The organism is Corallococcus terminator (assembly GCF_049194865.1).
In the GTDB taxonomy this organism is placed as follows: domain Bacteria; phylum Myxococcota; class Myxococcia; order Myxococcales; family Myxococcaceae; genus Myxococcus; species Myxococcus terminator_A.
Window position 1 is genome coordinate 11,812 of record NZ_JBLZWL010000039.1, and the last position, 26,748, is coordinate 38,559.

Here is a 26,748-nt window from a genome sequence, read left to right on the forward strand (position 1 = left end):
TGCGGGGCCCGACATGCACTTCAAGTTCGTCCACGCCGCAGACCTGCACCTGGACACTCCCTTCCGTGGCGTGGCCGCACAAGGACCCCTGCTGGGGCGCTTCCAGGAGTCCACCTTCCGCGCGCTGACGCGCATCGTCGACCTGTGCCTGCGCGAGCGCGTCGCCTTCCTCCTGCTGGCCGGGGACTTGTTCGAGGTGAAGGACCGCTCGGTGCGGGCGCGGCTGGTGCTGCGGCGCGAGCTGGGCCGGTTGCACGACGCGGGCATCGAGTCCTTCATCGTCCATGGCAATCATGATCCGCTCAGCGGCGACACCGGGACGCTGGGGCTGCCGGCCTCCGTGAAGGTGTTCGGACCGGACTGGGAAGAGGCGGAGGTGCGGCGCGAGGGGCGTCGGCTGTGCCGTGTGCAGGGCATCTCCTATCCGGACGTGGAGGTGCGCGACGACTTGTCCGCGCGCTTCCGTCGCACCGGGGACGACTTCAGCGTGGGCCTGCTGCACGCGAACCTGGGCGGCGCGGAGGGGCACGCCAACTACGCCCCCTGCACGCCCGCGGGCCTGGGCGCGCGCGGGCTGGACTACTGGGCGCTGGGCCACGTGCACACGCGCAGCGAGCTGGTGCTGCCGGGTGGCGGCTTCGCCGTGTACCCGGGCAATCCGCAGGGGAGACACGCGCTGGAGACAGGGGAGCGCGGCTGCGTGCTGGTGGAGGTGGAGGACGGCGGCACGCGGCGGCGCTTCGTGCCCGTGGACACGGTGCGCTGGCATCGGCTGGAGGTGCCGCTGACGGGCGTGGCCACGCTGGACGCGCTGCTGGGCGCGGTGGGTGAAGTGGTGGACGCGGCGTGCGCGCGGGAGCTGGACGGCCACGCGGTGCGCCTGGTGCTGACGGGACGTGGACCGCTGCATCGCGAGCTGGCGCGGCCCGGGGCGCTGGCGCAGCTGGAGGCGGACCTGCGCGTGCGACTGGCGCAGGGACATCCTCCGGTGCTGCTGGAGTCACTGCGGGATGGAAGTCGTCCGGAACTGGACTGGGAAGCGCTCCAAGCGGAGGGCGGCTTCGCGCGCACATTGCTGGAAGAGGCGCGCTTGCTGGAAGAAGACCCGGTCGCGCTGGCGCGACTGTGGGAGCAGGAAGCGCTGGGCAGCCTGGGCCAGCGGCTGAAGCGCCTGGGGGTGGATGTGCTGGAGATGCCACGGACGGAGTGGGTGTCCCGCGCGAGCCTGCTGGGCGTGGAGGCGCTTCACGAAGAGGAGGAGGGGGCATGAAGCCAGGGTTGCGCATCGACACGCTGCGGGTGCGGCGCTTTGGGCACTTCTCGGACCTGACGCTGGAGCTGGGGCCCGGGCTGCATCTTCTTTACGGCCCCAACGAGGCGGGCAAGAGCACGCTGCTCGCCTTCCTGCGCGCCGTGTTGTTCGGGTTCGAGAAGCGCGGGAGTCCTGAGCGGTACGCGCCCGCGGAGGAGGATGCTCCCTTCGGCGGAGAGCTTCGACTCTCCACGGGCGCGGGGCCGCTGCTGGTGCGGCGCATGGCGACGCCTCGGGGGAGGAAGTCGGAGACGCTGACGGTGCTCGGGCCGGACGGAGAGCCCGTGTCCGAGGAGCGCCTGAAGGACGCGCGCGGCCATGTCACGCGCGAGCTGTTCTTCGATGTCTTCGCCTTCCGACTGGAGGAGCTGGCGGGGTTCGAGCAGCTCACCGAGGAGCGCGGCGCCTCAGAGGCCCTGGTCGCCGCGAGCATGCGGGGTGCTCGGCGGCTTCCGGATGCGATGGCGCTGCTGCGCAAGAACGCGGAGCAGCTCTACAAGCCGAACGGCTCCAACCCCGAGCTGAACGTGAAGCTGCGTGAGCTGGAGGAGGTGCAGGGGCAGCTTCGCGAGGTGGGCAACCGGCCCGCGCTCTACTTCGCCAAGCGGGAGCGGCTGGAGGCGCTCGGCGTGGAGTGGGGGGGAGTGGATTCGCGCGTGCGCGAGGACGGCCGCGAGTTGGAGCGATTGGCTCGGCTGGAGTCGGCGCTGGGTGATGTCTCCGCGCTGGTGACGACCCGGGCGGAGCTGGAGTCCCTCCCCGCGCTGGAGACCTTCCCCGAGGGCGGCGAGGCGCGGCTGGAGGCAGCGCTGAATCAGAGCAGGACCCATCGCGGGAACGTGGCCCGGCTCGCGGAGCAGTTGAGCTTCACGGAGGCGGAGCTGGAGCGGCTGTCCGCGCCTTCGCCGGTTCGCGGGCGGGAGGAAGCGCTGCGAGCCGCGGTGGCGGCGTACTCGGAGCGCTCGGAGCTGGTGCGGGCGTTGCCGGCGCGGCGCGCGGCGCTGGGCATGAAGCGGCGTCAGGTGGAGTCGGCGCTGGAGGAGCTGGGGCTCGGCGTGGATGGGCCGGGGTTGGTGGCGTTGGATTTGAGCGCGGGGGCTCGCGCGGGGCTGGAGGCGCTGTCGTCCCGGCTGGACGTGGAGGAGACGGGGCGGCGCGAGGTGGGTGGGGCGCTGGCTCGGGCTCGCTCGGAGCGGGAGCGGCTGGACGGTGTGCTGGCGCGCACGGAGTCGGAGCTCGCGGAGCTCCCGGATGTTCGTCCGGCGCAGGTGCGGCAGCAGCAGGCGGGATTGGCGCGGATGCGCAACGCGCGCGCGGACCTGGAGCGGCTGGGTGAGCAGAAGATGGCGGCTCGGCGGCGGATTGAAGAACTGCGGGGGCCGGTGACGGAGGCTTCGCCTTCATCGAGCCCGGTGATTCCGGTGTGGTGGGTGCCGGTGGCGGCGGCCGTGGCGGTGACGCTCGCGGTGGCGGCGTGGCTGCTCGGGGACACGGTGGTGGGCGGGCTGGTGCTCGTGGGCGGGCTGATGCTGACGGGCCTGCTGGAGCTGGCGCGGCGGCGGGTGGAGTCCGCGCGTGATGAGGAGCGCGGGGCGCGGGAGGCTCAGCAGCAGTCGCGGAAGCAGGAGGAGGAACGGCTGCGCGTGGAGCTCTCGGGGTACGTGGCTCGCGAGGAGCTGGCACGGAGGGAGCTGCTCACCTCCGCCACGGAGGCGGGGCTGTCTCCGGCGGCGACGTCCTCGGACATGACGACCCGCGAGAGCGCGTTGGCGGAGGCACTGGAGCAGGCGGGGCGCCGCGAGTCGCTGTCACGCGAGCGGGACATGCTGCGCGCCACGCATGATGTGGCCCTGCGCGACGAACGGCAGGCCGCTGAACTGCTGCGCGGACACGAGGCGCGACACGCGTCACTGAGCACGGAGTTGACCACGTGTCTGTCGGCGCGACGTTTCCCGGCGGGGCTCCCCGCGCAGGCGGCGCTGGCGCTGTGGCGCGATGCCTCGGCGCTGAGGCAGCGGTGGCAAGACCTGGTCGCGGACGAAGCGGCGCTGTCCGCCGATGAGGCTGCCTGCGCGGACGTGGTCTCACGGCTGCGAGCGCTGGCGGCGGATGTGGCGCGGGGAAGCGCGCGCCCGTCCGAGGACCCGCACATCGCGCGCATGGAGCACGAGAGCGGTGCCCAGAAGGCGTCATCGGGAGGAGCCCTCACCTCCTCCACCGGAGCGCGGCGAGGCGTCAGGACACCCTCGTCGCCGGGGCACGAAGCAGCCGTATCGGATGCGGTCCGCACCGCGACCTCTCAAGATGCTTCCGCGTCCTCGTCGACGGGGCACGAGGCAGCCGTATCGGGTGTGGTCCGCACCGCGACCTCTCAAGATGCTTCCGCGTCCTCGTCGCCGGGGCACGAAGCAGCCGTATCGGATGCGGTCCGCACCGCGACCTCTCAAGATGCTTCCGCGTCCTCGTCGCCGGGGCACGAAGCAGCCGTATCGGGTGTGGTCCGCACCGCGACCTCTCAAGATGCTTCCGCGTCCTCGTCGCCGGGGCACGAAGCAGCCGTATCGGGTGTGGTCCGCACCGCGACCTCTCACGATGCGCCCGCGTCCCTGTCGTCGGGCTCCATGGACCTGGTGGTCATGCGAGTGAACGCGGCCCTGGAAACCGCGCGCGCGCAGGAGACGGAGCGACGCGCGGCGGAGGAGCGTCGTCGAGAGCTGCGCGAGGAGAAGGCCCGCCTCGACGAGCTGTGCCGAACGGAAGAGGCCTCTCTCGCGGCGTTGCTCGCCGAGGGTGGCGGCGGTGACGAGGAGACCTTCCGTCGACGGGCCGTGCAGGCCCACCGCTACGCGGGGCTCACCCACCGTGCGCGCGAGCTGGCCCACCGCATCGAGGCTCGCACGGGCCTTTCCGACATCGAGGCCCGCGAGGCCCTGCGCGCCCTGGGCGGAGAAGAAGGTCTGCGCACGGTGTTGAGCCAACTGCGCGCGCGTCATGCCGAGGCGCAGGAGAAGTCGAAGGAGGTGCTCACCGAGCAGGGCGCCACGCAGAACCAGCTCGAGCAGTGGGAGAACGACGACCTGCTCGCGCGCCTGCGCATCCAGGAGGAGACCCTGCGCGCGAAGGTGGCGGAGCTGGCCACGCGCTACGCGGAGGACAAGCTGGCGCTGGCCCTGCTGGGACGCGCGCGTCGGCGCTTCGAGGAGGAGCAGCAGCCGCGCGTGGTGCAGCTCGCGTCGGAGCACTTCGCCCTGCTGACAGAAGGGCGCTATCGCCGCGTGTTCATCCCCGCGGGTGACGAGCGCGAGCTGCGCGTGAGCGACGGCGAGCGGGACTGGAGCGCGGCCCAGCTCTCACGAGGAACCCGCGAGCAGCTCTACCTCGCCTTCCGCCTCGCGGTGGTTCGCGACTTCGGAGAGACGCGGAGCGCGCTGCCGCTCATCGTGGACGACGTGCTGGTGAACTTCGACCCCGGCCGGGCCCGAAGCGCCATCCAACTCCTGGCCCAGCTCGCCGAACACCAGCAGGTGATTGCCTTCACCTGCCACCCCTGGCTGCGCGAGCTGTTCGAGGCCGAGGGCGCACAGACGCAAGCGCTGGAGTCCAGAGACTCCGCCGCCGCGCTCCGAGCCGGCTGAATCGAGACTCCGGCGCCCAACGCCCCAGGGCTCCCACTGCTACATTCATGGACGTGACGAGTGGACACGACATGCGGAAGTCGCGACGGGTGGCGCACATCCTCGGAGTGCTCACACTGGTGGGCGCGCTGGCGGTGCCCCACCTCCTGAGGTCAGGAGATTCGCCCACCTCTCGCCGAGCCCCCGTGCCTCGAAAGAGCACGGGCCTGGTCCTCCCCGCGCCCGCGCCACGGACCGAAGGCGCCCTGCGCATCCAAGGCATCGTGCATGGAGACCACGGTCCCCTCGCGGGAGTCCGCATCGCCGCCACCCGCTCCGAAGCACATCAGACGCTCTCAGAGCTGACGTGTGAGGACGTGCTGCCCCACCGTCGCGGAGACCGTCACCGCTTCGCGGATTGCTTCTTCACGGAACCCGCCACCACCCTGGAGCTACTCCTCTCCCGCCAGGGCGAAGCGCCCCTGTACGCGGAGACCGTCACGGACATGGAGGGCCGCTTCACCCTCGACCAGCTCCCCGAGGGAGCGTTCACCCTCTGGGCCATCGACCCGCGAGGTACGCGGCTGCAACCGGGAGTCGTCGCGGGAACGGAGGGACTCCAGCTCCGGCTCGAAGACGGAGTGTTCCTGGAGGGACAGGTCATCGACGAGGACCTCGAGGCCCTGCCCCAGGTCCAGGTGATGGCCGTGCATCAAGGCTTCACCCACTTCTTCGACGTGGAGACGGACGCGGACGGTCGCTATCGCATCGGCCCGCTGCCCGTCGGCGACTACGCCCTCGCCTTCACCCGGGACGGCTGGATTCCCGACCTCAAGGCCTCCTGGTTCGCCGAGCCCGTGAAGCTCCTGCGTCCCCAGCGCATCGTCGGTCGGGTGTTTTTTCGATGGGGCGGCCCCGTCTCCCGCGCGAAAGTCCACCTGCGTGACATCACCTTCAACGAGCGGGGCATCGTCCCGCCCCTGGTGTCCTCGAAGCAGGAGACCACGGACGACAAGGGGCGCTTCTCCTTCGAGGTGCTCCCGTCGCGTCTGTATCGGCTCGATGCCACCCAGGGCGGGAATCACGCCAGGATCGAGGTCCCCATGTGGACCTACAACCGCAGGACCGGGGTCTCCCTGACGCTGAACCCCGGGGCCATGCTGGAAGGCACCGTGAAGGACGAGGCCGGAGCCGCCATCGAGGGCGCGCTCGTTCAAATCCAGGAGCGCGGCCTCCAGCCCCGGTACCTGAAGACCACCACGGATGCCACGGGCCACTATCGCCTCGGCCCGCTGGCCCTCGCTCCCCACGAGCTGGAGCTCACCTCCCCGCGACACTTTCCCACCAACGAATCCCTCGCGGAGCTGAGCCCTGGAACGAAGCAGCTCGACTTCACGCTGCGCACCCCACTGTGGGTCGACGGGGTCCTCGTCGATGAAGCAGGGCGCCCCGTTCCAGACGTGCTCATCACCGTCGACGACCCGCCCTCCGAGGACACCGACGACACGCTCCTCCTGGCGCCCTACGAGGCCCTGTCGGATGAGCAGGGCCGGTTCCACCTGAACTTCCCCACGCCGGGGCCCTTCCTCCTGAAGGTCCCCAACGAGCCGCGCTTCCGGATGGAGGAGCTCCAGGTCCGGGCCCCGGACACGAAGGTCCGCTGGGTCTTGAAGCGAGGAGCCACCGTCTCCGGCACCGTCTTCGACGAGCTGGACACGCCCATGCCCGGGCTCGTCGTGCGCCTGTCGACCGAGCCTCCCGAAGAAGGCGCGACGAGCAGCCCCTGGCCAGCGGTGCTGAGCGAGCTCTCGACGGACGCGCGGGGCCACTATGCGTTCGGGGGCATGAAGCCAGGACGGTACGTGCTCGAGGCCGTCCACGAATCCGGCGCGGTGGAGCGCTTCGCCACCCGACACCTGGAGCTGAGTGACGAGCAGGAGGCCCAGGTGGACCTGCGCCTCGCCGCGGGCTGGACGTTGTCGGGCACCGTGGTGGACACCCAGGGACAACCGCTCTCCGGAGCCGACGTCTTCGTCCAGCTCCCGCCGGACTCCACCCCCAAGTGGCGTGAGGGACATCGCCACCACGCCGCGGACCCCGTCACGCGCACCTGGCTGGACGGGCGCTTCACGCTGCGCAACCTCCCGAGTCAGGACGTGGAGCTGCGCGTGACGAAGGAGTCCTTCCACCTCGCGCCCCACCTGTCCACGGGAGGCAAGGCCGGGCTCGACTCACTGCATGCCCGAGAGGGCGGAGCGCCTGTCCGCCTCGTCATGTCGCGACAGGCACGCATCCACGGGCGCGTGGTGGGACCCGACGGCGAGCCCGTCACGCGGTTCCTGCTCATGCGGGATATCGTGGAGCATCCCCAGGGGGAGTTCTCGTTGAACGTGAGGGGCGCGGGCTCCTGGCCCGTCATGCTCCAGGTGAGGGACCTGGCGCCGGTGTTCCATCAGGTCGAAGTGCATCACGACGCGGAGGTGGTGGACCTGGGCGAGCTTCGGATGAGCGCGGGACGCGAGGTGGCGGGGCGCGTGCTGGACGCGGAGACCTCCGCTCCCGTGGAGGACGCCCTGCTCCTCGTCACCACGGAGCCCTTGGACAACGGGCCGCTCGAGTCGTACCCCTACTCGGCCCAGACGAACACCGAGAAGGACGGGTCCTTCTCCATCGCTCAAGTGGACGAGCGCCCGTCCACGCTGAACGTCGGGGCCCGCGGATATCCCTCGAAGCAGCTGCCCCTGGCTCCCGGTCCCCAGAAGGACCTCACGGTGCTCTTGGAGAAGGGCGCGCGCGTGGAGCTCTCCGTCCTGGACGCGCGGGGCCAGCCCACGAGCGCGAGCGTGTCCCTGGACCGTGAAGGCTGGGCGCTGTCCTCCGAGAGCGTCGAGGTCCCGCCCGAGGGTTCCCTCGTCGTGCGAGACCTCGCGCCAGGAACCTGGCGGGTGTTCGCCAGCACCAAGAGCCTGGAGTGCTTCGCCCCGCGGCGCGTCCAGGTTCCCGCGAGTGGCGAGGTCGCCATCACCCTGAAGGCGCGCTCCGAATGCGCCACCCTGGAGCTGCGCGTGAGCAGCCCCCTCCCCTTCACCTCGGCACTCGTCCCTGGAGAAGCCTCCTTGTCGAACAGGGACAACGCGTTCTTGCTGCTGCGTCAGCACGCGCTCCCGCACGAAGACAGCAAGGCGGGGACGATGACCTTCCGGAACCTCCCTCCCGGAAAGCTGACGCTCGTACTGGTCTCCGACGACTTACGGGGCAGCTACCGCGAGGTCATCGACATCCCCGGGGCGGGCACGGTGGTGCGCGAAGTGACGCCCGTCTGGCTGCCCCTCCGGCCGTGAGTCCCGCCGCTCGGGCGCTCCGCGTCCACTCAACAGGGCCAGGACGCGAGCAAGACCTTCGTACAAGGGCTCGCATCATCTTCGAACGCGCGCGGAGGCCCTGAAACGCGGTCGACGTTGAGGACTCGGCATCCCTGCTCGGGAGCGACCTCCCACGGCGTGTCCGGACTTACTTGGCAACGGAGCCGCACAGGTCCGCGCCAGAAGAACGGAGAGCCGCCCCACCATGTCCCGTATCGCGAGCACCGAAGTCGTCATCCCCCAGTCCCTGTCCACCGAGCAGCGGCGACGCCTGACGGACGCGCTCTACGCCGTGCACCAGGAAATCTTCGAGGGAGTCGCGCGCGAGGTCTTCGCGAAGTACGTGGTGGAGTCCACCGCCGAGCACACCTGGATTCAGCTCCACCGCAACGAAGAGGGCGCGCTCGTCGGCTACTTCGCGCTGCATGTCTTCGAGAAGCAATTGAACGGCGTCACGACGGCGGTGTTCCGCGCGGAGGCCGGCTCGCTGCGCGCGTACCGGGGCGGCAACACCAACACCCGCTTCGGACTGTCCCTCATTCTCAGATACCTGCTCCGCCACCCGAACCGGCCCGCGTACTACCTGGGCGCGCTGGTGCACCCGTCCAGCTATGCCCTGCTCGCGAAGTACTGCGACGAGCTATGGCCCCGTCACGAACAGCCCGTGCCGCCCAGGCTGCGCGACTTCCTGGCCGAGCTGGGCACCGAGTTCGGCCTGGCCCTGGTGGACGCGCGCAACCCGCTGCTGCGTCAGGTGGGCTGGCGCACTCGCGAGTCCGAGGTGGAGCAGGACTACTGGCAACAGTGCGACAAGCTGTCCGCGCGCTTCTTCCTCGAAACCAACCCGGGCTACACGCTGGGACATGGGCTGCTGACGCTCGCGCCGGTGACGATGGGCAACGTCCTCAGCGTCCTGCGCGTCATGAGCGGGCGCCTCCTGCGCAAGCCCATGGAGCCGGCCATCAAGCTCGCGTACCAGTTGCCTGGAGGCTCGCGCCTGCTGCGCTCGACGGTGGCTCGCCAGCTGCGCTCCTCCCCGCTGTTCGCCCACTTCGACACGCGCGCGCTGGAGTCGCTCGCCGCACGTGCCCAGGTGCAGGAGCTGCCCGCGGGGCACTTCGTCTTCCGCCAGGGCGACATGAGCGATGAGCTGTACCTGCTGGCGCGCGGCGCCGCGTATGTGCTCGCCACCCACGGCGCCGACGAGGACCTGGTGAACCAGCTCGGCAGCGGCACGGTGTTCGGAGAGCAGTCCACGCTCGCGGGCGGGCGGCGCTCCGCCTCGGTGCGCACGGCGTCGGCCTCCACGGTGGTGCGGATTCCAGGCGCCGCGCTGCGCGAGCTGCTGGAGTCGGACGCGGACCTGAGCCGACAGGTCTGGGGCACCTTCGCGGAGCGGCGCTTCGATGACCTGGTCCGTGGGCGCAACCGCTATGCCCACCTGGGCCGCAAGGAGCGGCGCGCGTGGCTGCTGCGCGGACAGGAGCACGTGCTCGCCCCCAAGAAGGAGCTGCTGTTGGAGCCAGGCTCCCATCTGTTCATGGTGTTGGGCGCGCTGGAGATAGCGCACGCCTCGCCCCGGCTGACAGCGCGAGGGGCCCTGCTCCTGGAGGTGGAGCGCCCGCTCCCCGTCGTCACCCTGGAGGACACGCGGCTCGTCGTGTTGCCACGGCTGGCGTCACCGGAGCTCCAGCTCGCCGTGGACCTGACGCTCCCTCGGGCACGCCCTCCAGCGAACCACCTCCACGCGCGGGCGTGACAACTCACTTCCCCGCCTCTCGCGACCCTGTGGCACACTGCGCGCCCTATTCGACTCCTGTTCGCCATCTTCTTCTGGACGTTCTTCGCGCTCTCCAGCGTGGTGCTCTTCCTGGGCGCCATCGTGGTGTGGGCCGTCACCACGCCGTTCGACCGCAACGGGCGGGTGCTGCACCTGTACTCGTGCTTCTGGGCGCAGCTGTATTTCTACGTCAACCCGCTGTGGCACCTGCGGGTGGACGGCCGCGAGCACCTGCCGTGGAACGGGCCCGCGGTGCTCGTGGCCAACCACGAGTCGCTCGGCGACATCCTCGTCCTCTTCGGCCTGTACAGCCCCTTCAAGTGGGTCTCCAAGCAAGCCAACTTCCGGCTGCCGCTCATCGGCTGGAACATGAGCCTCAACCGCTACGTGCCCCTGGTGCGCGGCGACAAGCCGAGCATCATCAAGATGATGCAGTTGAGTGAGCGCTGGCTGGAGCGCGGCGTCCCCATCCTGATGTTCCCGGAGGGCACGCGCTCCGCGGACGGCCAGCTCAAGCCCTTCAAGGATGGCGCCTTCGCGCTGGCCCTGAAGATGCGCTGCCCCGTCATCCCCATCGTCCTCACCGGCACGGCGCGCACCCTGCCCAAGCATGGTTTGGTGATGCAGACCTCCGTCCACTGCCACGTCCAGGTCATGCCCCCGGTGGACGTCAGCGGCTTCACCGACGTCGCCGTCCTGCGCGAGTACGTCCGGGACCTCATCGTCGCCGAGAAGGCCCGCCTGGAGTCCCTCCCCGCCCGCGGCTGAGCCCCTGGCGACTTCCCCCCGAGGGCCCTGCTAGCGTGGAGGCCAACGGGAGGGGTCCATGCGAAGGCCAGCCATGGTGGGGCTCATGCTCGGGGTGATTGGCCTGAGCTCGGTCATCGCCCTCATCACCTTCCGCGCGCCCGACGACGGCGACGACGCGCCCACCGCCTCCAAGCCCGCGTCCCGGCAGCTGCCCGGCCCCAGCGAGCCCTCGCCTCCGCCTCGCGGCACGCTGTCCCTGCGGGGCCGCGTGCTCACCCAGGACAAGGCCCCCGCCCCGGGCGTGGAGGTCTCCGCGTCGCGCTCCCTGGCCGGCGAGTCGCTGTCCTCCCTCCCCTGCGGCAAGGACGCCGAGACGCCCCTGTCCTCCTCCGCCTGCGGGGACACCCAGGCCCTGCTCGCGCTGCGAGGGCTCATCGACGAGGGGCGGGGCGCGGCCCCCGTGTTGACGCGCGCCACCACGGCGGCGGACGGCTCCTTCGTGCTGGAAGGCCTGCCCGAGGGCAGCGTCGCGCTGTGGGCCATGGGCCCCCAGGGCTCCTCGCTGGAGCTCGACGTGGCGACGACCTCACAGACAGTGGAGCTGCTCCTCCAGCCGAGCGACACCTTCTCCAGCCGAGTGGTGGACGAGTCCGTGCGGCCCGTGGCGGACGCCAGCGTGACGCTCTTCCACGCCGAGCACTCGCGCTACTTCGAGACACGCACCGACGCCGAGGGCCGCTTCCGCGTGGGGCCCCTGCCCTCTGGCGACTACGCGTTGGTCGTCTCCAGTCCGGGGTTCTTGACGGAGCACCAGACGGGCGTCATTCCGGAGGACCTCTCGTCCGACGACCTCGTGCTGCACCGACCCCGGCGCATCGTGGGACAGGTGCTCCTGGACGAGCAACCCGTCGCGGGGGTCCAGGTGCGGGCCCACGATGCCGAGTACGAGCTCGAGCCAGACGCCGAGGTCCCCTTCACCAGCATCACGGACGCCCACGGGCGCTTCGTCCTGGAGGACGTGCCCCCGGCCAGCTACGTGCTGCGAGCGACGCGGGGCGACCAACAAGGCGAGACGGAGACGACGCTCGCGGAGGAGCAGGCCGAGACGGAGGTGACGCTGCGCCTGGGCACCGTCGTCAAGCTGGAGGGCGTGGTGCGCGACGAGGCGGGGCAGCCCGTCCCGGACGCGAAGGTGACGCTGGACACCCACGGGGACGTGTCCTCGAGCACCGTCGTCGACACCGGGGCGGATGGGCGCTTCGTGTTCCACTCCGCGACGCTGGGCCACAGCGACTTCACGGTGTTCGCGGTGGGCTACCAGCACCTCGGGGTGAGCGACGTGGTGGTGACGGCGAAGCCTTCGCCCCTGGACTTCACCCTGAAGCGCGCGTTCGTCCTGGAGGGCCTCGTCACCGACACGGAGGGCAACCCGCTGACGGAGGCGGAGGTCATCGCCATGAAGTGGCGGCGCGAGCCAAGGCTCCGGCGCGACGGCACCCCGGCCCCCTCCGAGGCCGAGGACCTGGACGACTTCTCCAACGAAGCGGAGAGCGGCTACGCCTCGACCGAAGAGCAGGGGCGCTTCGTGCTCAACCTGAGCGAGCAGGGACTCCATCGCATCAAGGTCCAGGCCGCGGACTTCCTGGACACGGAGTGGAAGGAGGTGCAGGTGCCCTCCCGGGACGTGCGCATGGTCATGCAGCGGGGCGCGAGCGTGGAGGGCACCGTGGTGAGCACCCACGACGCTCCGCTGGCGGGGATACAAGTCTCCCTGTGGGAAGACGGCGAGAGCTCCGCCTCCTCCCCCGAGGTCACCAGCGACGAACAGGGCCACTTCGTCCTGCGGGGCATGGCTCCGGGCCGCTACTCCCTCCGGGCCTTCCGCACCCGGGGCGGCCCGCCGCGCGCGCAGCTCCCCGTCGTGCTCCAGGTCGCGGAGACGCGGACGGTGACGCTGCGCCTGGAGCCAGGGCTGTCGCTGTCGGGCCTCGTCGTGGACGAAGCCGGCAAGCCGATGGCCGACGCGGAGGTGCACGCCTACGTCATCAACGAGGACGCCCCTCCCCCCAGGTTCCTCCACCACGGGCGCCATCCCCGCCATGATGGCGCCAGCGTCACCACGAATGGGCAGGGGCGCTTCACCTTCGAACAGCTGTCGGCTGGCCCGTGCAAGCTCAGCGTCAGGAAGGACGGCTACCAGTTGATGGCGGAGCCGCTCGCGGAAGAAGAGGGGGCGCGCTCACGAACCCCCCAGGTCCTCGTGGCGGCCGGGTCGACGAACGTGAAGCTGGTGCTGCGCTACCAGGGAGGCATCCGGGGCCGGCTGGTGCGCGAGGACCGCACGCCCATCCCCCGCTTCGACGTCAACGAGGAGCCCTTTCGCGAGCCGAACGGCGCCTTCCACATCTCCGTGGATGAGCCGGGCCGCACGTGGGTGACGCTGGAGGCGCCGGGCCTCACGCGCGTCATGCGGGAGGTCCAGGTGGAGCAGGGGCGGGACACGGACCTGGGTGACGTGGTCCTGAAGGCGGGGCGTCGGCTGCGCGGTCGGGTGCTGGACGCGGCGACCTCTTCGCCGGTGGTCGGCGTGGACGTGCAGGCGCACCTCGTCGTCCCCGCGGCGCCAGGGGACGAGGAGCCGGAGGTGCAATCCCTGGCGCAGGCGCGCACCGCCGCCGATGGCTCCTTCGTGCTGCCCCCGCTGGAGTCGGACGCCGCCTTGCGCGTGGACCTCTCCCATCCGGACTACCTGCCGCTGAGCCAGCCGGTGGCCCCGGGCGAGACGACGCTGGAGCTGCGCCTGCAGTCGGGCGCCCGGCTGGATGGCACGGTGAAGGACCGCGAGGGGCGGCTCGTGAGCTCCTTCCTCCACCTGCGCCCCCTGTCCCCGGTCGGCGCGGACCTCATCCATCTGGACGAGGACAGCGGCAACTTCCACGCGACGGGCCTGGCGCCCGGGGAGTACGCCCTCGTCGCCAAGGCGGCGGCGACGTCCCGGGGAGACTCCATCCGCTTCATGCCCCTGCGCGTGAAGCTGGGCCCTGGCGAGCGCAAGGTGGTCCATCTCCAGGAGATGACCGGCGGCGCCACGCTGAAGCTGCGACCTCCGCCCTTCACCTCGCTCATGACCCCTACCTCGGTGATGGTCATGCACTACTACCTGTTCGCCGGCACGGTGCCGGCCCCGAAGGACAGGGACGAGCTGGAGCACTTCTCGGACACGCTGGACATCTCCCCCACGTCGGACTCCGACTCCACGTTCGACCAGCTGTCCGCGGGCCGCTACACCTACGTCCTGAAGGGCATGAACCACATGAGCATGCGCTGGGCCTTCCTCCGAGGCGAGGTGGACCTGCCCGCCCAGGGCACTGTCTCGGTGGACATCCCTCCCAACTGGGTCATGCTTCCGGAGGGCCCCTGAGGTCCGAAGCGCCCCGTTTGCATCCCGCGCGGGTGCCACTTAAGGCTCCGCGACATGGGCAACAAGCCATGGGCTGGAAACGACGCGGAGCTGGAGCTGGACTGGGGCGCGCGCGCGCCTCGCTCCAAGGCCGATGAGCAGGGGGCCCCCCAGCTGCAAGAAGACCCGCCCCAGGAGGTGCTCGCCGGCAAGGGCCCGCCGGGAGACCCACGCTACATGAGCCTGGAGCTGCGCCTGTCCCTGGAGGCCGTGCTGACGGCGGCCCAGGTGCGCATGCGCCAGTTCCGGGAGACGCTCGAAATCCTCATCGGCTGGGAAGGGAAGAACCGGTACGAGGTGTGTGACGCGGAGGGCCGCAACACCGTGTACGTGGGCGAGACGGGCGAGGGCTGGGCGTCGCGGCTCAAGCGCAACTTCTGGCCCTTCTACCGCGCGCGGCTGGAGTGCATGACGGTGGGCGGCACGCTGGCCCTGGCGGTGGAGCTGCCCTGGCACATCCTCTTCGCGCGCGCGGAGGTGACGGCGTGGGACGGCCGGCTCATGGGCACCATCGTCCAGCGCTTCCGCTTCTTTGGCCGCCAGTTCGACATCCTCTCGCCCGCGGGCGTGGTGATGGCCACCGTGGAGGGGCCCCTCTTCAAGCCCTGGACGTTCCGCATCCTCCAGCGCGGCGAAGAGGTCGCCGTCATCCGCAAGAAGTGGAGCGGGCTCTTGCAGGAGGCCTTCAGCGACGCGGACAACTTCGGCCTGGACTTCCAGCCCGCGTGCAGCGACGGCAGGCTGCGTCAAATGGTGCTGGCCTCCGCGCTGCTCGTGGACCTGACGTACTTCGACAGCCGGAAGGACCGCTCCATGTTCGGCGGGGGCGGGGACCTGTTCGACCTGGGCTCATAGCCGAAACCGAGAACTCCCGGACCCCGGCGCTCCAGCGCTGTCCAGGCAGGCGGCTTGTGGTAAGTCCCCAGGCCCATGTCGACGAGCGATGCGCTGAACGCAGCAGACCTCGAGCGGTTGGCCCAGGCGGAGTCGCCGGACCTGGCCGATGCCGTGCTCGCCCTCCTCGAGCAGTCGGAGCCGGAGCCCGAGGAAGGCAAGGCCCCGCCCAAGGACGCCTTCACCTTCGAGAAGCTGCTGCGCGCGCTCACCCAGGCGCAGGCCCGCTACAACTCCGCGAGCCGCCGCGAGGCCTCCGCCGAGGCGTGGCAGCGCTTCCAGGCGCAGAAGGACGTGCCCCAGCCCGCGCGGCTCGCGCTGGCGGACCTGCTCGTCTCGCTCTACGCGAAGAACACCGACGCCTCCCGAGCCATCATCCTGGAGCTGGCGCGCGCGGCCGACTTGAAGTTCGGCCTGTGGGGCGGCCTCAAGCGCATCTACAAGCTGGCCGAGGCCAACCACGACGCGGAGCTGTTCGGCGTGCTCGCGTGGCGCTTCGACATCGAGCGTCGGCAGGCGTACCGGCACGAGGTCTCCGGTGGCACGCTCCAGTACCTGCGCCGCCGCGCGTGGCGCTACCTGCGCCACCTGGGCGCCGCCGTCCCGGAGCTGTACCCGCAGTTCGCCGCGGAGGTGCTGCGTCACTACGACGAGCAGACGTCCTGGTACACCGTCTGGGTCGCCCACCACATCTGGGCCACCGAGAGCAGCAGCTACACGGCCAGCAGCTTCGCCATCCAGCCGCCGAACGACATGCTGAAGCACCGCGCGTACACCGACGCGTGGAAGCGCTCGCCGGACGCGCTGATGCGGCTGCTCGACACGTGTCTGTCGGACCCGGCCGCGCGCTTCGCCATCCAGGGCCTGCGCAAGGACTTCCCGGAGACGCTGCGCAAGGTGACGCCCGCGTGGTTGGACAGGCTCGCCCGCAGGCCGCTGGGCAGCGCGCACGACTTCCTCGTGGAGACGCTGCAGGGCTCGCCGGAGTTCCACCAGGGCAAGCTGCGCGCGCTCGGGCTGCACGAAGCGGTGCTCGCGTTGCTGTTGTCTCCCAGTGGCAAGGCGCGCACGTACGCGATTGAGTACGCGCGGGCGCACGCGCAGGACCTGCCGGCGGACCGGCTGGCGGAGCTGGTGGCGCGGGGCGAGAGCGACGTGAAGTCGTTCGCCGCGGCGGTGCTGGAGAAGCGCAACCCGCGCGAGCTGGGGCTGGAGCTGCTGGGCCGGCTGTTGTCGTACAAGCCGACGGCGGCCTTCGCGGCGAAGTCGCTGGAGCAGTCGTTCGACCGCGCGGAGCTGACGGCGGGCTTCCTGCGGGACATGTACCTGGGCACCTCCGAGCAGCTCAACTGGGCCAAGGGCTTCGTCTCCTCCAAATACGCCGCGGGCGAGATGCCTGTGGCGTTCTGGAAGGAGCTGCTCGAGGACCCGCGCCTGAAGAAGAAGCGCCACCCGGTGGAGGGGCTGGTGATGAAGGCGCTGTCGGCCTACACGCCCGCGGTCATCGGTCCGGAGTGGCTGCTGGACAAGGCGGCGAACCCGACGTTCGGCGACCAGGTGGCGACGTGGCTGAAGCGCGCGGACAGCCTGCCCGGGCTGGACGTGGAGAAGGTGAAGGGGCTCGTGTTCAGCGCGAAGCACCGGGAAGTGGCGCTGGCGCTCCTGGGCAACCGCAAGCTGTTCACCGCGCGGCAGCTCACGGTGCCCTGGCTGCTGGCGCTGGCGCGCCGGGCGGACCCGACGCTGCACGACTTCGCCCACCGCTACCTGCTGGAGTACGTGGTGCCGGCGGACTTCAGCGACACGGGTGACGCGGCGGCGGGCCTGGAGCGCCTGTTCGAGCTGGCGCTGGGGGCCAGGCAGCCAGTGCCCGTGCGCACGTTCGCCCAGACGTACCTGCGCTGCCACCACCCCGTGATTGGCCCGGAGCAGCCGGAGTCGAAGTCGTACGAGCTCAAGCCGAAGGCGCCTCGCAAGGCGTACACGCCGGAGAAGCTGTGGCCCGCGCTGTTCGACGCGCGCGACGACGTGCGCCGCTTCGCCCTGGCCATCACCCGCGCGGAGCTGCGCGCCTGGGGCTGGCACACGCGCGTGTACGAGCTGGCCGAGGCGGAGGCGAAGGAGATTCGCAACCTGGCCTATGACGCGCTGTTGCGCGCGGGCGAGGAAGGCGCGGACGCCCGCTTCGTGCTGCACCCGGAGGAGTTGGACCCGGTGAAGGTCTTCTCCCTCACGGAGAGCACCAAGCGCAGCACGCGGGAGGTCGCCGTGGAGCTCATCCGCCGGCACTACGCGCGGCTGGGCGGCGCGGAGCGGCTCGCGTGGCTGATGCAGAGCGCGGACCGCGAGGTGGGCCTGTTCGCGGTGCGGCTGCTCTGGGAGAAGCACCGTCCCACGCACCTGCCGGAGGGCTGGAAGCCGGCGGGCGCGAAGGAGGCTCCGTCGGCGGGTGGCGGCGAGCGCTTCGCGGACGTCGCGGCGCTGCGGGACTTCCTGCGAAAGATGCTCTTCGGCCTGCCTCCGGGCCGGGCGAAGGAAGCGCGCGAGGGCGAGGTGCAGAAGCGCCTGTCGGCCAGCGTCGCCAAGCGCCGCGTGATTGAGCTGGTGCGGGATTTGGGCCTGGAGGATGAGAACTTCGCCCGCGTCGTGTCACCCGTGCTGGGGGAGTTCACCGGCTCGCTGGCGAAGGGTGAGTGGCAGAGCTGTCTTGCGTCCCTGGTCCAGCTGCGCACGGCGCATCCGAGCGCGCAGCTCGGGGGCCTCTGAGCCTCGCGTCACTTGCTCCCAACGAGCCTCGAAAGAACACCATGATTGTCCTGGCCATCTACAACATCGAGAAGCTCCGAGCCCTCGCGGCTACCCCCCGGGTGCTGCTGCTCGGCGGCGCTCGCGCCTCCGCCTCCAGCCACGTCACCGCGTTCGAGCCGGGCGCCAACAAGGCGCTGTGGAGCACGGAGCTCCCCTCCGCCGTGAATGCCCTGGCCCTGTCGGGTGAGCGCTTCGCCGCCGCCTGCGCGGACGGCACGCTGCGCTTCGGCACGCACTCGGACGGCAAGGTGCAGTGGCAGCTCGAGGGTGCGCACCCCGGCGGCGTCACCGCGCTCGCCTCCAGTCCGGACGGCAAGGTCCTCTTCAGCGCGGGCGCGGATGGCGTCGTGCGCGGCTGGGAGTGGGACTCCACGCGCAAGCTGCACGAGTGGAAGGCGTCTCCCCAGCCGCTGCGCGCCGTGGCGGTGGACCCGTCCGGGACGTATGTCGCGACGGCGGGTGACGACGGCGTGGTGCGCTCCTTCACGCGCGCCTCCGGTGAGCGCCGGGACATGGTGGGCCATGAGGGCGCGGTGCGCGCGCTGGCCTTCACGCCTCGCGACGGACGGCTCGTCTCCGGTGGCGACGACGGCAAGCTGCGCCTCTGGTACCTCGTCGGCGCGGTGGAGTTCGAGGTGCGCGGCGACAAGGACTCCGGCCATGCCGGCGCCGTGCTCGCCCTGCTCTTCCCGCCCACGCCCGCCGCGAAGGACGACGAGGAGCCCGGCGACCGCATCTGGTCCGCCGGCAGCGACGGCAAGGTGAAGGTGTGGCGGGTGGACGAGCGCCGCAAGCCGCGCACGTTCGACTGCGGCAGCAAGCCGGTGAATGCGCTGGCCTTCATGCCGCCCGCCAACCCGCGCGCGGCGCGCACGGCGCTGGGCTCCGTCTTCACCGCGAGCGACGACCGGCGTGCGTTCCGCTTCGGCATCGAGACGGACGGCAAGCCGGGCAATGACCAGGACATCTCGCAGCACGGCCTGGACCTCCTCACGGAGTCGGTGAAGGCGGGCCGTCCCAAGCGCGAGGCCGCCGTGCGCGAGGCCGCCGCGCTGGACGAGCCAGAGGCCCTGGAGTTCGTGCTCCAGGTGCTCGGCTCGGACAAGGAGGCGGAGGTGCGTCGCCTCGCCGCGCGCGAGCTGGCCGCCAAGGGCCGCACCGCCGCGCGCCCCAAGCTGCGCGAGCGGCTCAACGACGACCATCCCCAGGTGCGCGAGGAGGCCCTCAAGGCGCTCGACGTGCTGGAGACGGAGTCGCCCCTGGCCGCGCCCCGCGCCGCGCTGGAGTCGCGCTTCGTGGACATGCGCGTGGCGGGCCTTCGCCGGCTCGCGAAGCTGGGAGGCACGTCTCCGCTGGTGCCCGGCCTCATCGCCGGCAAGCTGAGTGAGACAGAGGCCGCCGTCGGCCTGGCCGCCCTGGACGCGCTCTCCGAGGTGACGCCGGGCGGTGACACCGAGCCCCTGCGCACCGCCTTCGAGCGGGGCCCCGCGCGGCTTCGCGTGGAGGTGCTCATCCGCGCCGCCGGAGCGGGCCTCCTGGGTCATGCGCAGCTCCAGCCGCTGGTGGCTCGGGCGCTGGACGACGCGGACGCGGACGTGCGCCGCGTGGCCTTCACCATCCGCGTGCTGGAGCGCCGGGCCCTGGCCCACGCGCTGGAGGCTCGCGACGAGGACTTCGCCCGCTCCGTCAAGGACGTGGCCCGGCGACTCGTCGCTCGCACGCGGGGCCCGAGTGGCGCCGCCCTGGCAATCACCGACGCGGACGTGCAGGCCGCTCGCGACACGATGCCCGCGCAGGGCGCCGTCGGTGGCTCGCTGGCGGAGAGCGACCTGGAGCCGCTGCTGGCCGCCATGGCCTGCCGCACGCCGGACACCGCCGTGCGCGGTGCTCGCGGCCTCGCGCAGCTGGGTGACGCGCGGGCGCTGGGTGCGCTGCTCCAGCTCTCCCGCGAGCCGGAAGCCCCCATCCGCCGTCAGGCCGCCGCCGCCCTCCAGGCGCTCCAGGATGCTCGCGCCCGCGAGCGGCTGGTGTGGATGCTGGACGACGAGGACGCGGACGTGCGCGCCGCCGCGCTGGACGCGGTGGTGACGCTGGACGTGGAGGCGCCGCTGTCCTCCGCCGAGGCGGCGCTGCGCTCCGGCCACGAGGACGTGCGCGTGCGCGGCCTGGACCGATTGGTGAAGCTGGGCGCGGCGACGCAGGGCGCGGAGCCGCTGCTCGGTGACGCGCTGGAGGATGAGTCCGCCAAGGTGCGCGGCGAGGCCTTCCGCACGCTGTGGGCGTGGAACGAGAAGGTGCCGGAGAAGGCGTTGGACCGCGCGCTCGCCGGCCGCTTCCCGGACCTGCGCGGCCGCGCGGTGGAAGTCCTCTCGCAGCGCGGCTCCGAGGGCTGGGCGCAGGAGCGCCTGAAGAAGTCCGTGGAGGACCGCGACGCGGGCGTGGCCACCGCCGCGTACGAGGCGTGGGTGAAGCTGGTCGGCAAGGAGAAGCCGGAGCCGCACCTGGCGGCCCTCGCGTCGACGCACCCGTCGGTGCGCGTGCTGGGCGCCAAGGGCTCCGTGCACGCCCCGGTGGAGCCGCTGCGCTCGCCGCTGCTCAAGCGCGTGCAGGACGAGGAAGTCGTCGTGGCCGTCGCCGCGCTGGAGGCGCTGGACAAGCTGGTGCCCGGAGAGAACGGGCCGCTGCTCGCGGGCATCGCCGCCGGGGAGCTGCAGGTGCGCGTGCGCGCCGCGGAGCTGCTCGCCCCGCGCGGCGCCGAGGACATCATCGAGCCGATGCGCGGGCTCATCACCGACAAGGACCTGGAGCGGCTCTACACTCCGGCGTACCTCATCCCGCTGCGCATCCGCGCCGCTCGCGCGCTGGCGTCGCTGGGCTCGCGCCGGCTGCTCACGTTCTTCGCCACCGTGCTGGTGCCCAGCGAGCTGGGTGACCTCCAGGAGCAGGGCGCGCGCGGTCTCGCCACCGCCGGCCGTCGGGGCGACGAGGGCTTCCTGCTGGACACGCTGGGCCACGCCAACGTGGCGGTGCGCTCGTGGGGCGCGGACGGCCTGTCGCGCCTGGGTGACGCGCGCGCGCTGCCCGTGCTCACCGGCAACCTGCGCCATGAGCACCTCCCCATCCGCCTGGGCGCCATCCTCTCCTTCGCGGCCCTGGGCCACGAGGGCGACGGTGGCCTCTTGCACGGCCTGGAGGACCGCGCCCGCGAGGTGCAGGAGATGGTGTTCGCCATCGTCCTCGCCCGTGACTTGCGCGCCAGCCGTCGAGGCGAGCCGCCCGACATGCTCGCCAGCGCCCTGTCCAGCGGCAGGCCGGAGGTGCGCTACGCGGCGGCCCGCGCGTTGGAGCTGCGCACGGAGACGGACGCCTACCGCACCAACCTCGTCGAGGGACTGTTGCCGCCGCGCCCGGAGAAGGCCGGCGACATGAAGGAGTGGCCCGCCGAGGAGGAGCGCGCGAAGCGCATGGTGGGACTCGCCGAGGCCCTCTCCAGCGAGCAGCCCGAGCAGCGCTACGCGGCGGCCCAGGTGCTGCTGCTGCGCAACAAGCCGCTCGACTACTTCCGAGAGGCCCAGAAGGTCGCCCGCCCGCGCACGCTGGAGGCCCCGTGGAAGCCGGAGACGGCCCCTGGCACCTCGCCCGTGCAGGCCCAGGGAAAGAGCTGGCTGCGTCGGCTCTTCTCGGCGGTGAAGCCGGGCACGCCGGGCACCTCGCCCGAGGCCAGCGCCAGCGCGGAGCGTCAGCACCTGCGTCGGCTCGCCTTCGGCGCGTACGTGGGCCTGCTGCGGCAGGTGTCCGCGGGTGACGACGAGGGCCACCGCGTCCGTCGCGACGCCGTGGACCGCGTGGTGAAGCTCACGCTGGAGGGCTTCGCCGGGACTCCCGCCGCCGTGGCCGCGCTGCTGCGCGCGCTGGAGGACCCGCACCAGCTGGTGCGCAAGGCGGCCCTCACGGGCCTCAAGGAGCTGTTCCCCGCCGGAAGCGATGAGCCGCTGTCGCTCGCCCTGGCCTCGCTCGCTCCGGACGTGGCCCGCGCCGCGCTGGACGAGCTGGCCGAGCGGGGTGACGCCGCGAAGCCGCGCATCACCGCCGCGCTCAACTCGCCGCTGGCGGACGTGCGTCGCTACGCCTTCGAGCTGCTGGAGAAGCTCAGCCCGGCCGGAAGCCTGGAGCCGCTGCTGGCCGCGCTCGGCAGTGAGCACGCGGACCTTCGCGTCGGTGTGATTGAGCGGCTGGCCGGCGCCAACGACTCGCGCGTCACCGAGGCGCTGGGCCGGGCCATGGCCAGCGAGCACGAGGACCTGCGCCTGCGCGCCTCGGAGCTGTTGGCGTGGCGTGGGGATGACCGGGCGGTGGAGGTGCTGGCCTCCTTCCTGCGTTCGGAGACGTCTGCCGTGGCGAAGCGCGCGTCGGAAGCGCTGGCCCGGCTGGCCACGCCCTCCGCGGTGAATGCCCTGGCCGCGCGCGTGGCCGTCGCCACGGATGCGCACGAGCGGCTGCGTCTGGTGGCCGCGCTGGGACAGACGAAGCGCGTGGAGGCGCTGGATGTGCTGGCGCGCCGGAGCGTGGAGGACGACACCAGCTCGGTGCGCGTCGCGTGTGTCGCCGCGGCGATGAACATCGCGGGCCCCCCGGACGTGAAGAAGCGGGACGCGGCGCTCGCGGTGCGCTTCCTCCGCTCGCCGGTGAAGAGCCTTGACGTGGCGGTGCGACTGGCTGCCCTGACCGAGCTGGAGCACGGCACCGAGGCCGGTCAGGCCGAGCTGCTGGTGGGCCTGTTCTCGGACCGGGACGTGGCGGTGCGCGCGGCGGCGGTGGAGCTGTACTCCAAGCGCGTCATCGAGCACGGCATCCCCGTGGGTCCGCTGGAGGACGTGCTGCGCGGCGGGACGCGCGAGCTGATGCTCCCGGCCGCCGAGGGCGTGGCGCACCTGCGCGGTGTCAGCGCGCTGCGGCCCCTGCTGCTGTACTCCCGCGCGGGTGAGGATGGGCAGCGCGAGCGCGCCCTGCTCGCCCTGGGCACGCTGGGTGACCCGCGCGCGCTGAGCGAGCTGGAGACGGTGGCCGCTGGCGGTACGCCCGAGGCTCCCACGGAGCCGTCCATGGTGTGGGCGGCGCTGGAGGGCCTGGGCCGCCTCGCGGGCCGCCTGCCCGAGGGTGAGGAGCGCCGTCGCGTCGAGGAGAAGGTGGAGGCCGCCGCGGTGGAGGGCGCCACCTCGGAGCTGCAGGAAGCCGGCGTGAAGGGCCTTCGCGCCATCGGCGGCGAGCGCGCCCGTGTGAAGCTGGAGGCGCTGCTGCTCGACACCAGCACCCGCGACGAGGTGCGCATCACCATCGCGCGGGAGCTGGGCAAGCTGAAGGACGTGGAGGCGGAGGCCACGCTGGCCACCATCCTCGACGACGGTGACGAGGACCTGCGCCAGGAAGCGCGCAAGGCGCTGGACGCGCTCTTCCCGAAGGAGCGCACCCGCGTCGAGTTCCTCGCCGTGGCCAGCATCAACGAGGACATCTCCGAGCCCGCCGCGGCGTACCTGTCGCGCGAGGGTGACCCGGCGCTGCTCGTGCCCCGCCTGGCCACGCTGACCAACGAGGAGCTGCGGCTGCGACTGCGCCGGGGACTCGCCCGTCGTGGCGCGCTGCCCGTGCCGGAGACGGTGGCCCTGCTGGCCAATGACAAGCCCGAGGCACGGCAGGAAGCCGCGCTGCTGGTGGGCACGTGGACCGGTGAGGCACGTCAGGCCGGTCAGGTGGACCTCGCCGCGCTGTCCCGCGCGCTGGTGACGGCCGAGCGGAAGACCGCGGCCGAGTGGACGGCCTCGCCCCCGGGCGACAAGCGCCGTGCGCTGGCCACCGCGTGGGAGCGGCTGTTGTGGGCGGGCTCTCGACTGGGCGCCGCCAGCCTGGCGGACTCCGCGCGCGCCCTCCTCCAGGGCGGCGAGACGGCGTCTCCCGCCACCGTGCGACAGGAGGCGGCGCGGGTGCTGTCTCGCCTGGGTACGGCGGGCGCGACGCTCAAGCTCGTGGGCCAGGACACCGGCCCCGTGCTGTCGAATGACAAGGAGCGCACGGCGGCGGCCGAGGCGCTCAAGGGCGCGCTGGTGGACCCGGACGCCCAGGTGCGCTCGGCGGCGGCGGACGCGCTGGCGCGACTGGCTCCCGAGAAGGCCGCGGCGTGGGCGCTGGAGGTGAAGCCCTTCGACCCGGTGGCCCTGGGCCCCACGGGCGCGAAGGTGCCCGCCGAGGCGCTCGTCACCTCCGAGGGCCGTCGCCTCGCCGAGCCCGCGCTGTTGGCTCACGGAAACATGGCTCCGCTGAAGGCGTTGGCGGAGAATGCGAAGCCGGAGCTGAAGCAGGAAGCGTGGGCCGGCCTGGGTCGGCTTGGCAGTGACGAAGCGGCGAAGTTGCTGCACGAGGCCGCCTTCGACAAGTCTCAGTCCGTGGAGCTGCGCAAGGCCGCGTGGCGCGCCCACAAACGTGCACGTCGCGCCGTCGAGCGTGCGCGGAACCGGAAGGAAGGAACCCCGTCGTGACGACCGCCACCCGGCACCCCGTCGAGCTTCGCTACGCCACCGCGAGCGACGTGGAGTCCACGTCCGACGCGTCCCGCGTGCTGCTGGCCCTGGAGGGCTCGCGCGGCACCGTGGGCGTGCGCGGAAAACTGAAGGACGCCGCCCTCTTCCGCGACGCGCTCACCGCCGCCTTCGGCATCCTCTCCAGTGACTTGCGCTACCGGGGCAAGGACCGCACCGCGTACCTCGCCTACCTCATGTCCAAGGGGAAGCGGGCGAGCGCGCAAATCTGGGAGGCGCAGAAGGCGTTCCTCGACAACGCGCTCGACGGTGAGGAGAAGCAGGACGAGGTGCTGGACCCCGTCCTCACCGTGGACCCGGACAGCGTCTCGCTGGAGGTCTTCTCCCGCGACGAGAGCGCCTATGCGCGCCTGTCCTTCGACAACAGCCTCTTCGACGGCCGCGAGGCCGCGCACGGCTCCACCTTCCTGGACGTCCCCGCGAACCTCTCCACGCGGATGGACCGGCTGCGCACCTACCTGCCCGTGTCGCTGGAGGCCCACGTCGCCCTGCCCGCGAAGGCGGCCCGCGAGCCTCGCAACGTGGAAGTCCCTCACGCGTGGCTGCGCGGCTTCCTCCAGGTGCAGTCCGCCGCCACGCTGCCCGCGAGCACGTGCGAGCTGGCGCCCATCGACCTCTACAACCTCCTCTTCGCGCTGCGCACCCGCAAGGCGAAGAAGGCCCCCCGCGCGCTGCGCTTCGAGCTGGTCCCCGGCGCCGCGCCGCGACTCGTCCTGGAGCCGTGGGAGCTGGTGCTCGAGTGCCATGGCGGCACGTACAACGGCACCGCGCCCGCCGTGGTGCGCACGTTCGGCCGTCAGCGTCTGGTGGCGCTCGCCCGGCTGTTGCCCCACGCGAAGTCGGTGCGCTTGCAGTTGATGGGCCCTGGCCTGCCGGTGTTCTGGGTCATCGACATGGGCGCGGCCACGCTGACGCTGGGCCTCACGGGCTGGACGGAGAGCGGCTGGTCCTCCGCGGCGGCCTTCGATGTCCTCATGCCCCGCGCGGTGCCGGACGGGCTCGCGGAGAAGCTTCGCAACAAGCTGCGCGCGGACGGGCCCCAGCCCTTCGACACGCTCGTCGCCGGAGCGGGCGGCGCGTCGAAGGAGCACGTGCGCGCCGCGCTCCAGCTGGAGTGCCTGCGCGGCCGCATCCTCTTCGATGTCGCGAAGGGCCAGTACCGTCCCCGTGAGCTGATGGCCACGCCGGTGGACGAGTCCGTCATCCGCTTCGGCAGCGAGCGCGAGGCGCGGGCCCACCGCCTGCTCGGTGACGGCGGCCCGGGCGCGGGCGAGGTGAAGCTGACGAAGGTGCACGAGCTCGTTGGAGAGGGCACCCGCATCCACGGAGAAGTGGTGGACCGCGAGGCGGTGCGCAGCTTCTTCCCGAGCTTCACGTTGGACCTGGAAGGCCGCGTGAAGGACGCGTCCTGCGGGTGTCCGCACTTCCGCCGCTCCGGCATGCGCGAGGGCCCGTGCGAGCACCAGCTCGCGCTGCGTCTGGCCTACGCTCGCCGCCGCGCCGAGGAAGAGGCGCTGCGCAAGACGCCCGAGGGTCGCAAGCTCATCCGCGCGGAGACTCGCTCGTATGTGCGGCGCGACGCGGAGAGCGGACAGGAGCTGGTGTATCGCGTGTCACTGGACGGCCAGGTCGTCGCCGTGGAATGGGGCCCTCGCACTGGCGAGGCGCGTCATCAACGGCTCTGGTTCGACACGGACACGGAGGCGCGGACGGCGTATTTCACGCGCCTGGAGAAGCTTTCGGCTGAAGGCTACATCGACGCGGCTTCGGCCTTGGTGTAAACCCCCACTCACGGCTCGGCCGCTCATGCAGCGGCCGAAAGGGCAGGTGCGACGGAAGACACGATGAGACGCGCTTCACGCGCGAGCAGCCGAGAGAGGTCTGGAGTGCATCAGCCTGAGCGCCTCGAGCGCGGGAGCGGCGTTGCGCCGCTCCGGTTGGAATGCAGGACACTCTCCGCAAGGTAGCCTGTTCTTGGCTCTCTCCCTCCTAGTCACTACGGCCGGGGTGGGCAGCGGAACCAACGACGCGACCGCCGTTTGCCCACCCCGGCCGTAGTGACTAGGAGGGGAGAGCCGGTGAGGCTACCGTGCACCAGGTGAGATGGTGGTGCTTTTCCTGGCCTCCCTCGACTGCTCGCGATGACTGACCGCCTCGTCCGACGCCGACGCGCCCCCT

The 26,748-nt window shown here is 71.7% G+C and carries 10 protein-coding genes; all 10 read left to right on the plus strand.

The annotated features are described in order from the left end of the window. The first annotated feature begins 13 nt into the window (after window positions 1-13). On the plus strand, window positions 14-1,270 hold the full coding sequence (locus tag ACN469_RS14405) for a metallophosphoesterase family protein (protein ID WP_498768181.1): 1,257 nt from the start codon (window positions 14-16) through the stop codon (window positions 1,268-1,270). Further along, window positions 1,267-4,947 (plus strand): AAA family ATPase, encoded by a 3,681-nt coding sequence (locus ACN469_RS14410; protein ID WP_498768183.1) that lies wholly within the window; start codon window positions 1,267-1,269, stop codon window positions 4,945-4,947. Before ACN469_RS14405 ends, ACN469_RS14410 begins: the two co-directional genes overlap by 4 nt. A 71-nt stretch (window positions 4,948-5,018) precedes the next feature. Then, the gene (locus ACN469_RS14415) at window positions 5,019-8,267 is read left to right on the plus strand and encodes a carboxypeptidase regulatory-like domain-containing protein (RefSeq protein ID WP_498768185.1); all 3,249 of its coding nucleotides are present in this window, start codon (window positions 5,019-5,021) and stop codon (window positions 8,265-8,267) included. Window positions 8,268-8,493: 226 nt separating this feature from the next. Further along, window positions 8,494-10,047, plus strand: coding sequence for a cyclic nucleotide-binding domain-containing protein (locus ACN469_RS14420; protein ID WP_498768187.1), 1,554 nt, complete (start codon window positions 8,494-8,496; stop codon window positions 10,045-10,047). A gap of 99 nt (window positions 10,048-10,146) precedes the next feature. Continuing rightward, window positions 10,147-10,836 carry a lysophospholipid acyltransferase family protein gene (locus ACN469_RS14425; RefSeq protein ID WP_498768189.1) on the plus strand — a complete coding sequence of 230 codons (690 nt, stop codon included), beginning with the start codon at window positions 10,147-10,149 and terminating at the stop codon, window positions 10,834-10,836. A gap of 58 nt (window positions 10,837-10,894) precedes the next feature. After that, window positions 10,895-14,239, plus strand: a complete 3,345-nt coding sequence (locus tag ACN469_RS14430; RefSeq protein ID WP_498768191.1) for a carboxypeptidase regulatory-like domain-containing protein — start codon at window positions 10,895-10,897, stop codon at window positions 14,237-14,239. Window positions 14,240-14,293: 54 nt separating this feature from the next. Further along, complete coding sequence (locus ACN469_RS14435; protein ID WP_498768193.1) at window positions 14,294-15,133, plus strand: phospholipid scramblase-related protein; 840 nt, start codon at window positions 14,294-14,296, stop codon at window positions 15,131-15,133. 75 nt (window positions 15,134-15,208) lie between these two features. Beyond that, entirely contained in the window at window positions 15,209-17,938 is a 2,730-nt protein-coding gene (locus tag ACN469_RS14440; RefSeq protein WP_498768195.1) for a hypothetical protein, read from the plus strand. A 41-nt stretch (window positions 17,939-17,979) separates the two neighbouring features. Then, window positions 17,980-24,510, plus strand: coding sequence for a HEAT repeat domain-containing protein (locus ACN469_RS14445; protein ID WP_498768197.1), 6,531 nt, complete (start codon window positions 17,980-17,982; stop codon window positions 24,508-24,510). Next, window positions 24,507-26,351 carry an SWIM zinc finger family protein gene (locus ACN469_RS14450; protein ID WP_498768199.1) on the plus strand — a complete coding sequence of 615 codons (1,845 nt, stop codon included), beginning with the start codon at window positions 24,507-24,509 and terminating at the stop codon, window positions 26,349-26,351. The genes ACN469_RS14445 and ACN469_RS14450 overlap by 4 nt, the downstream gene beginning before the upstream one ends. Window positions 26,352-26,748: the final 397 nt, after the last annotated feature.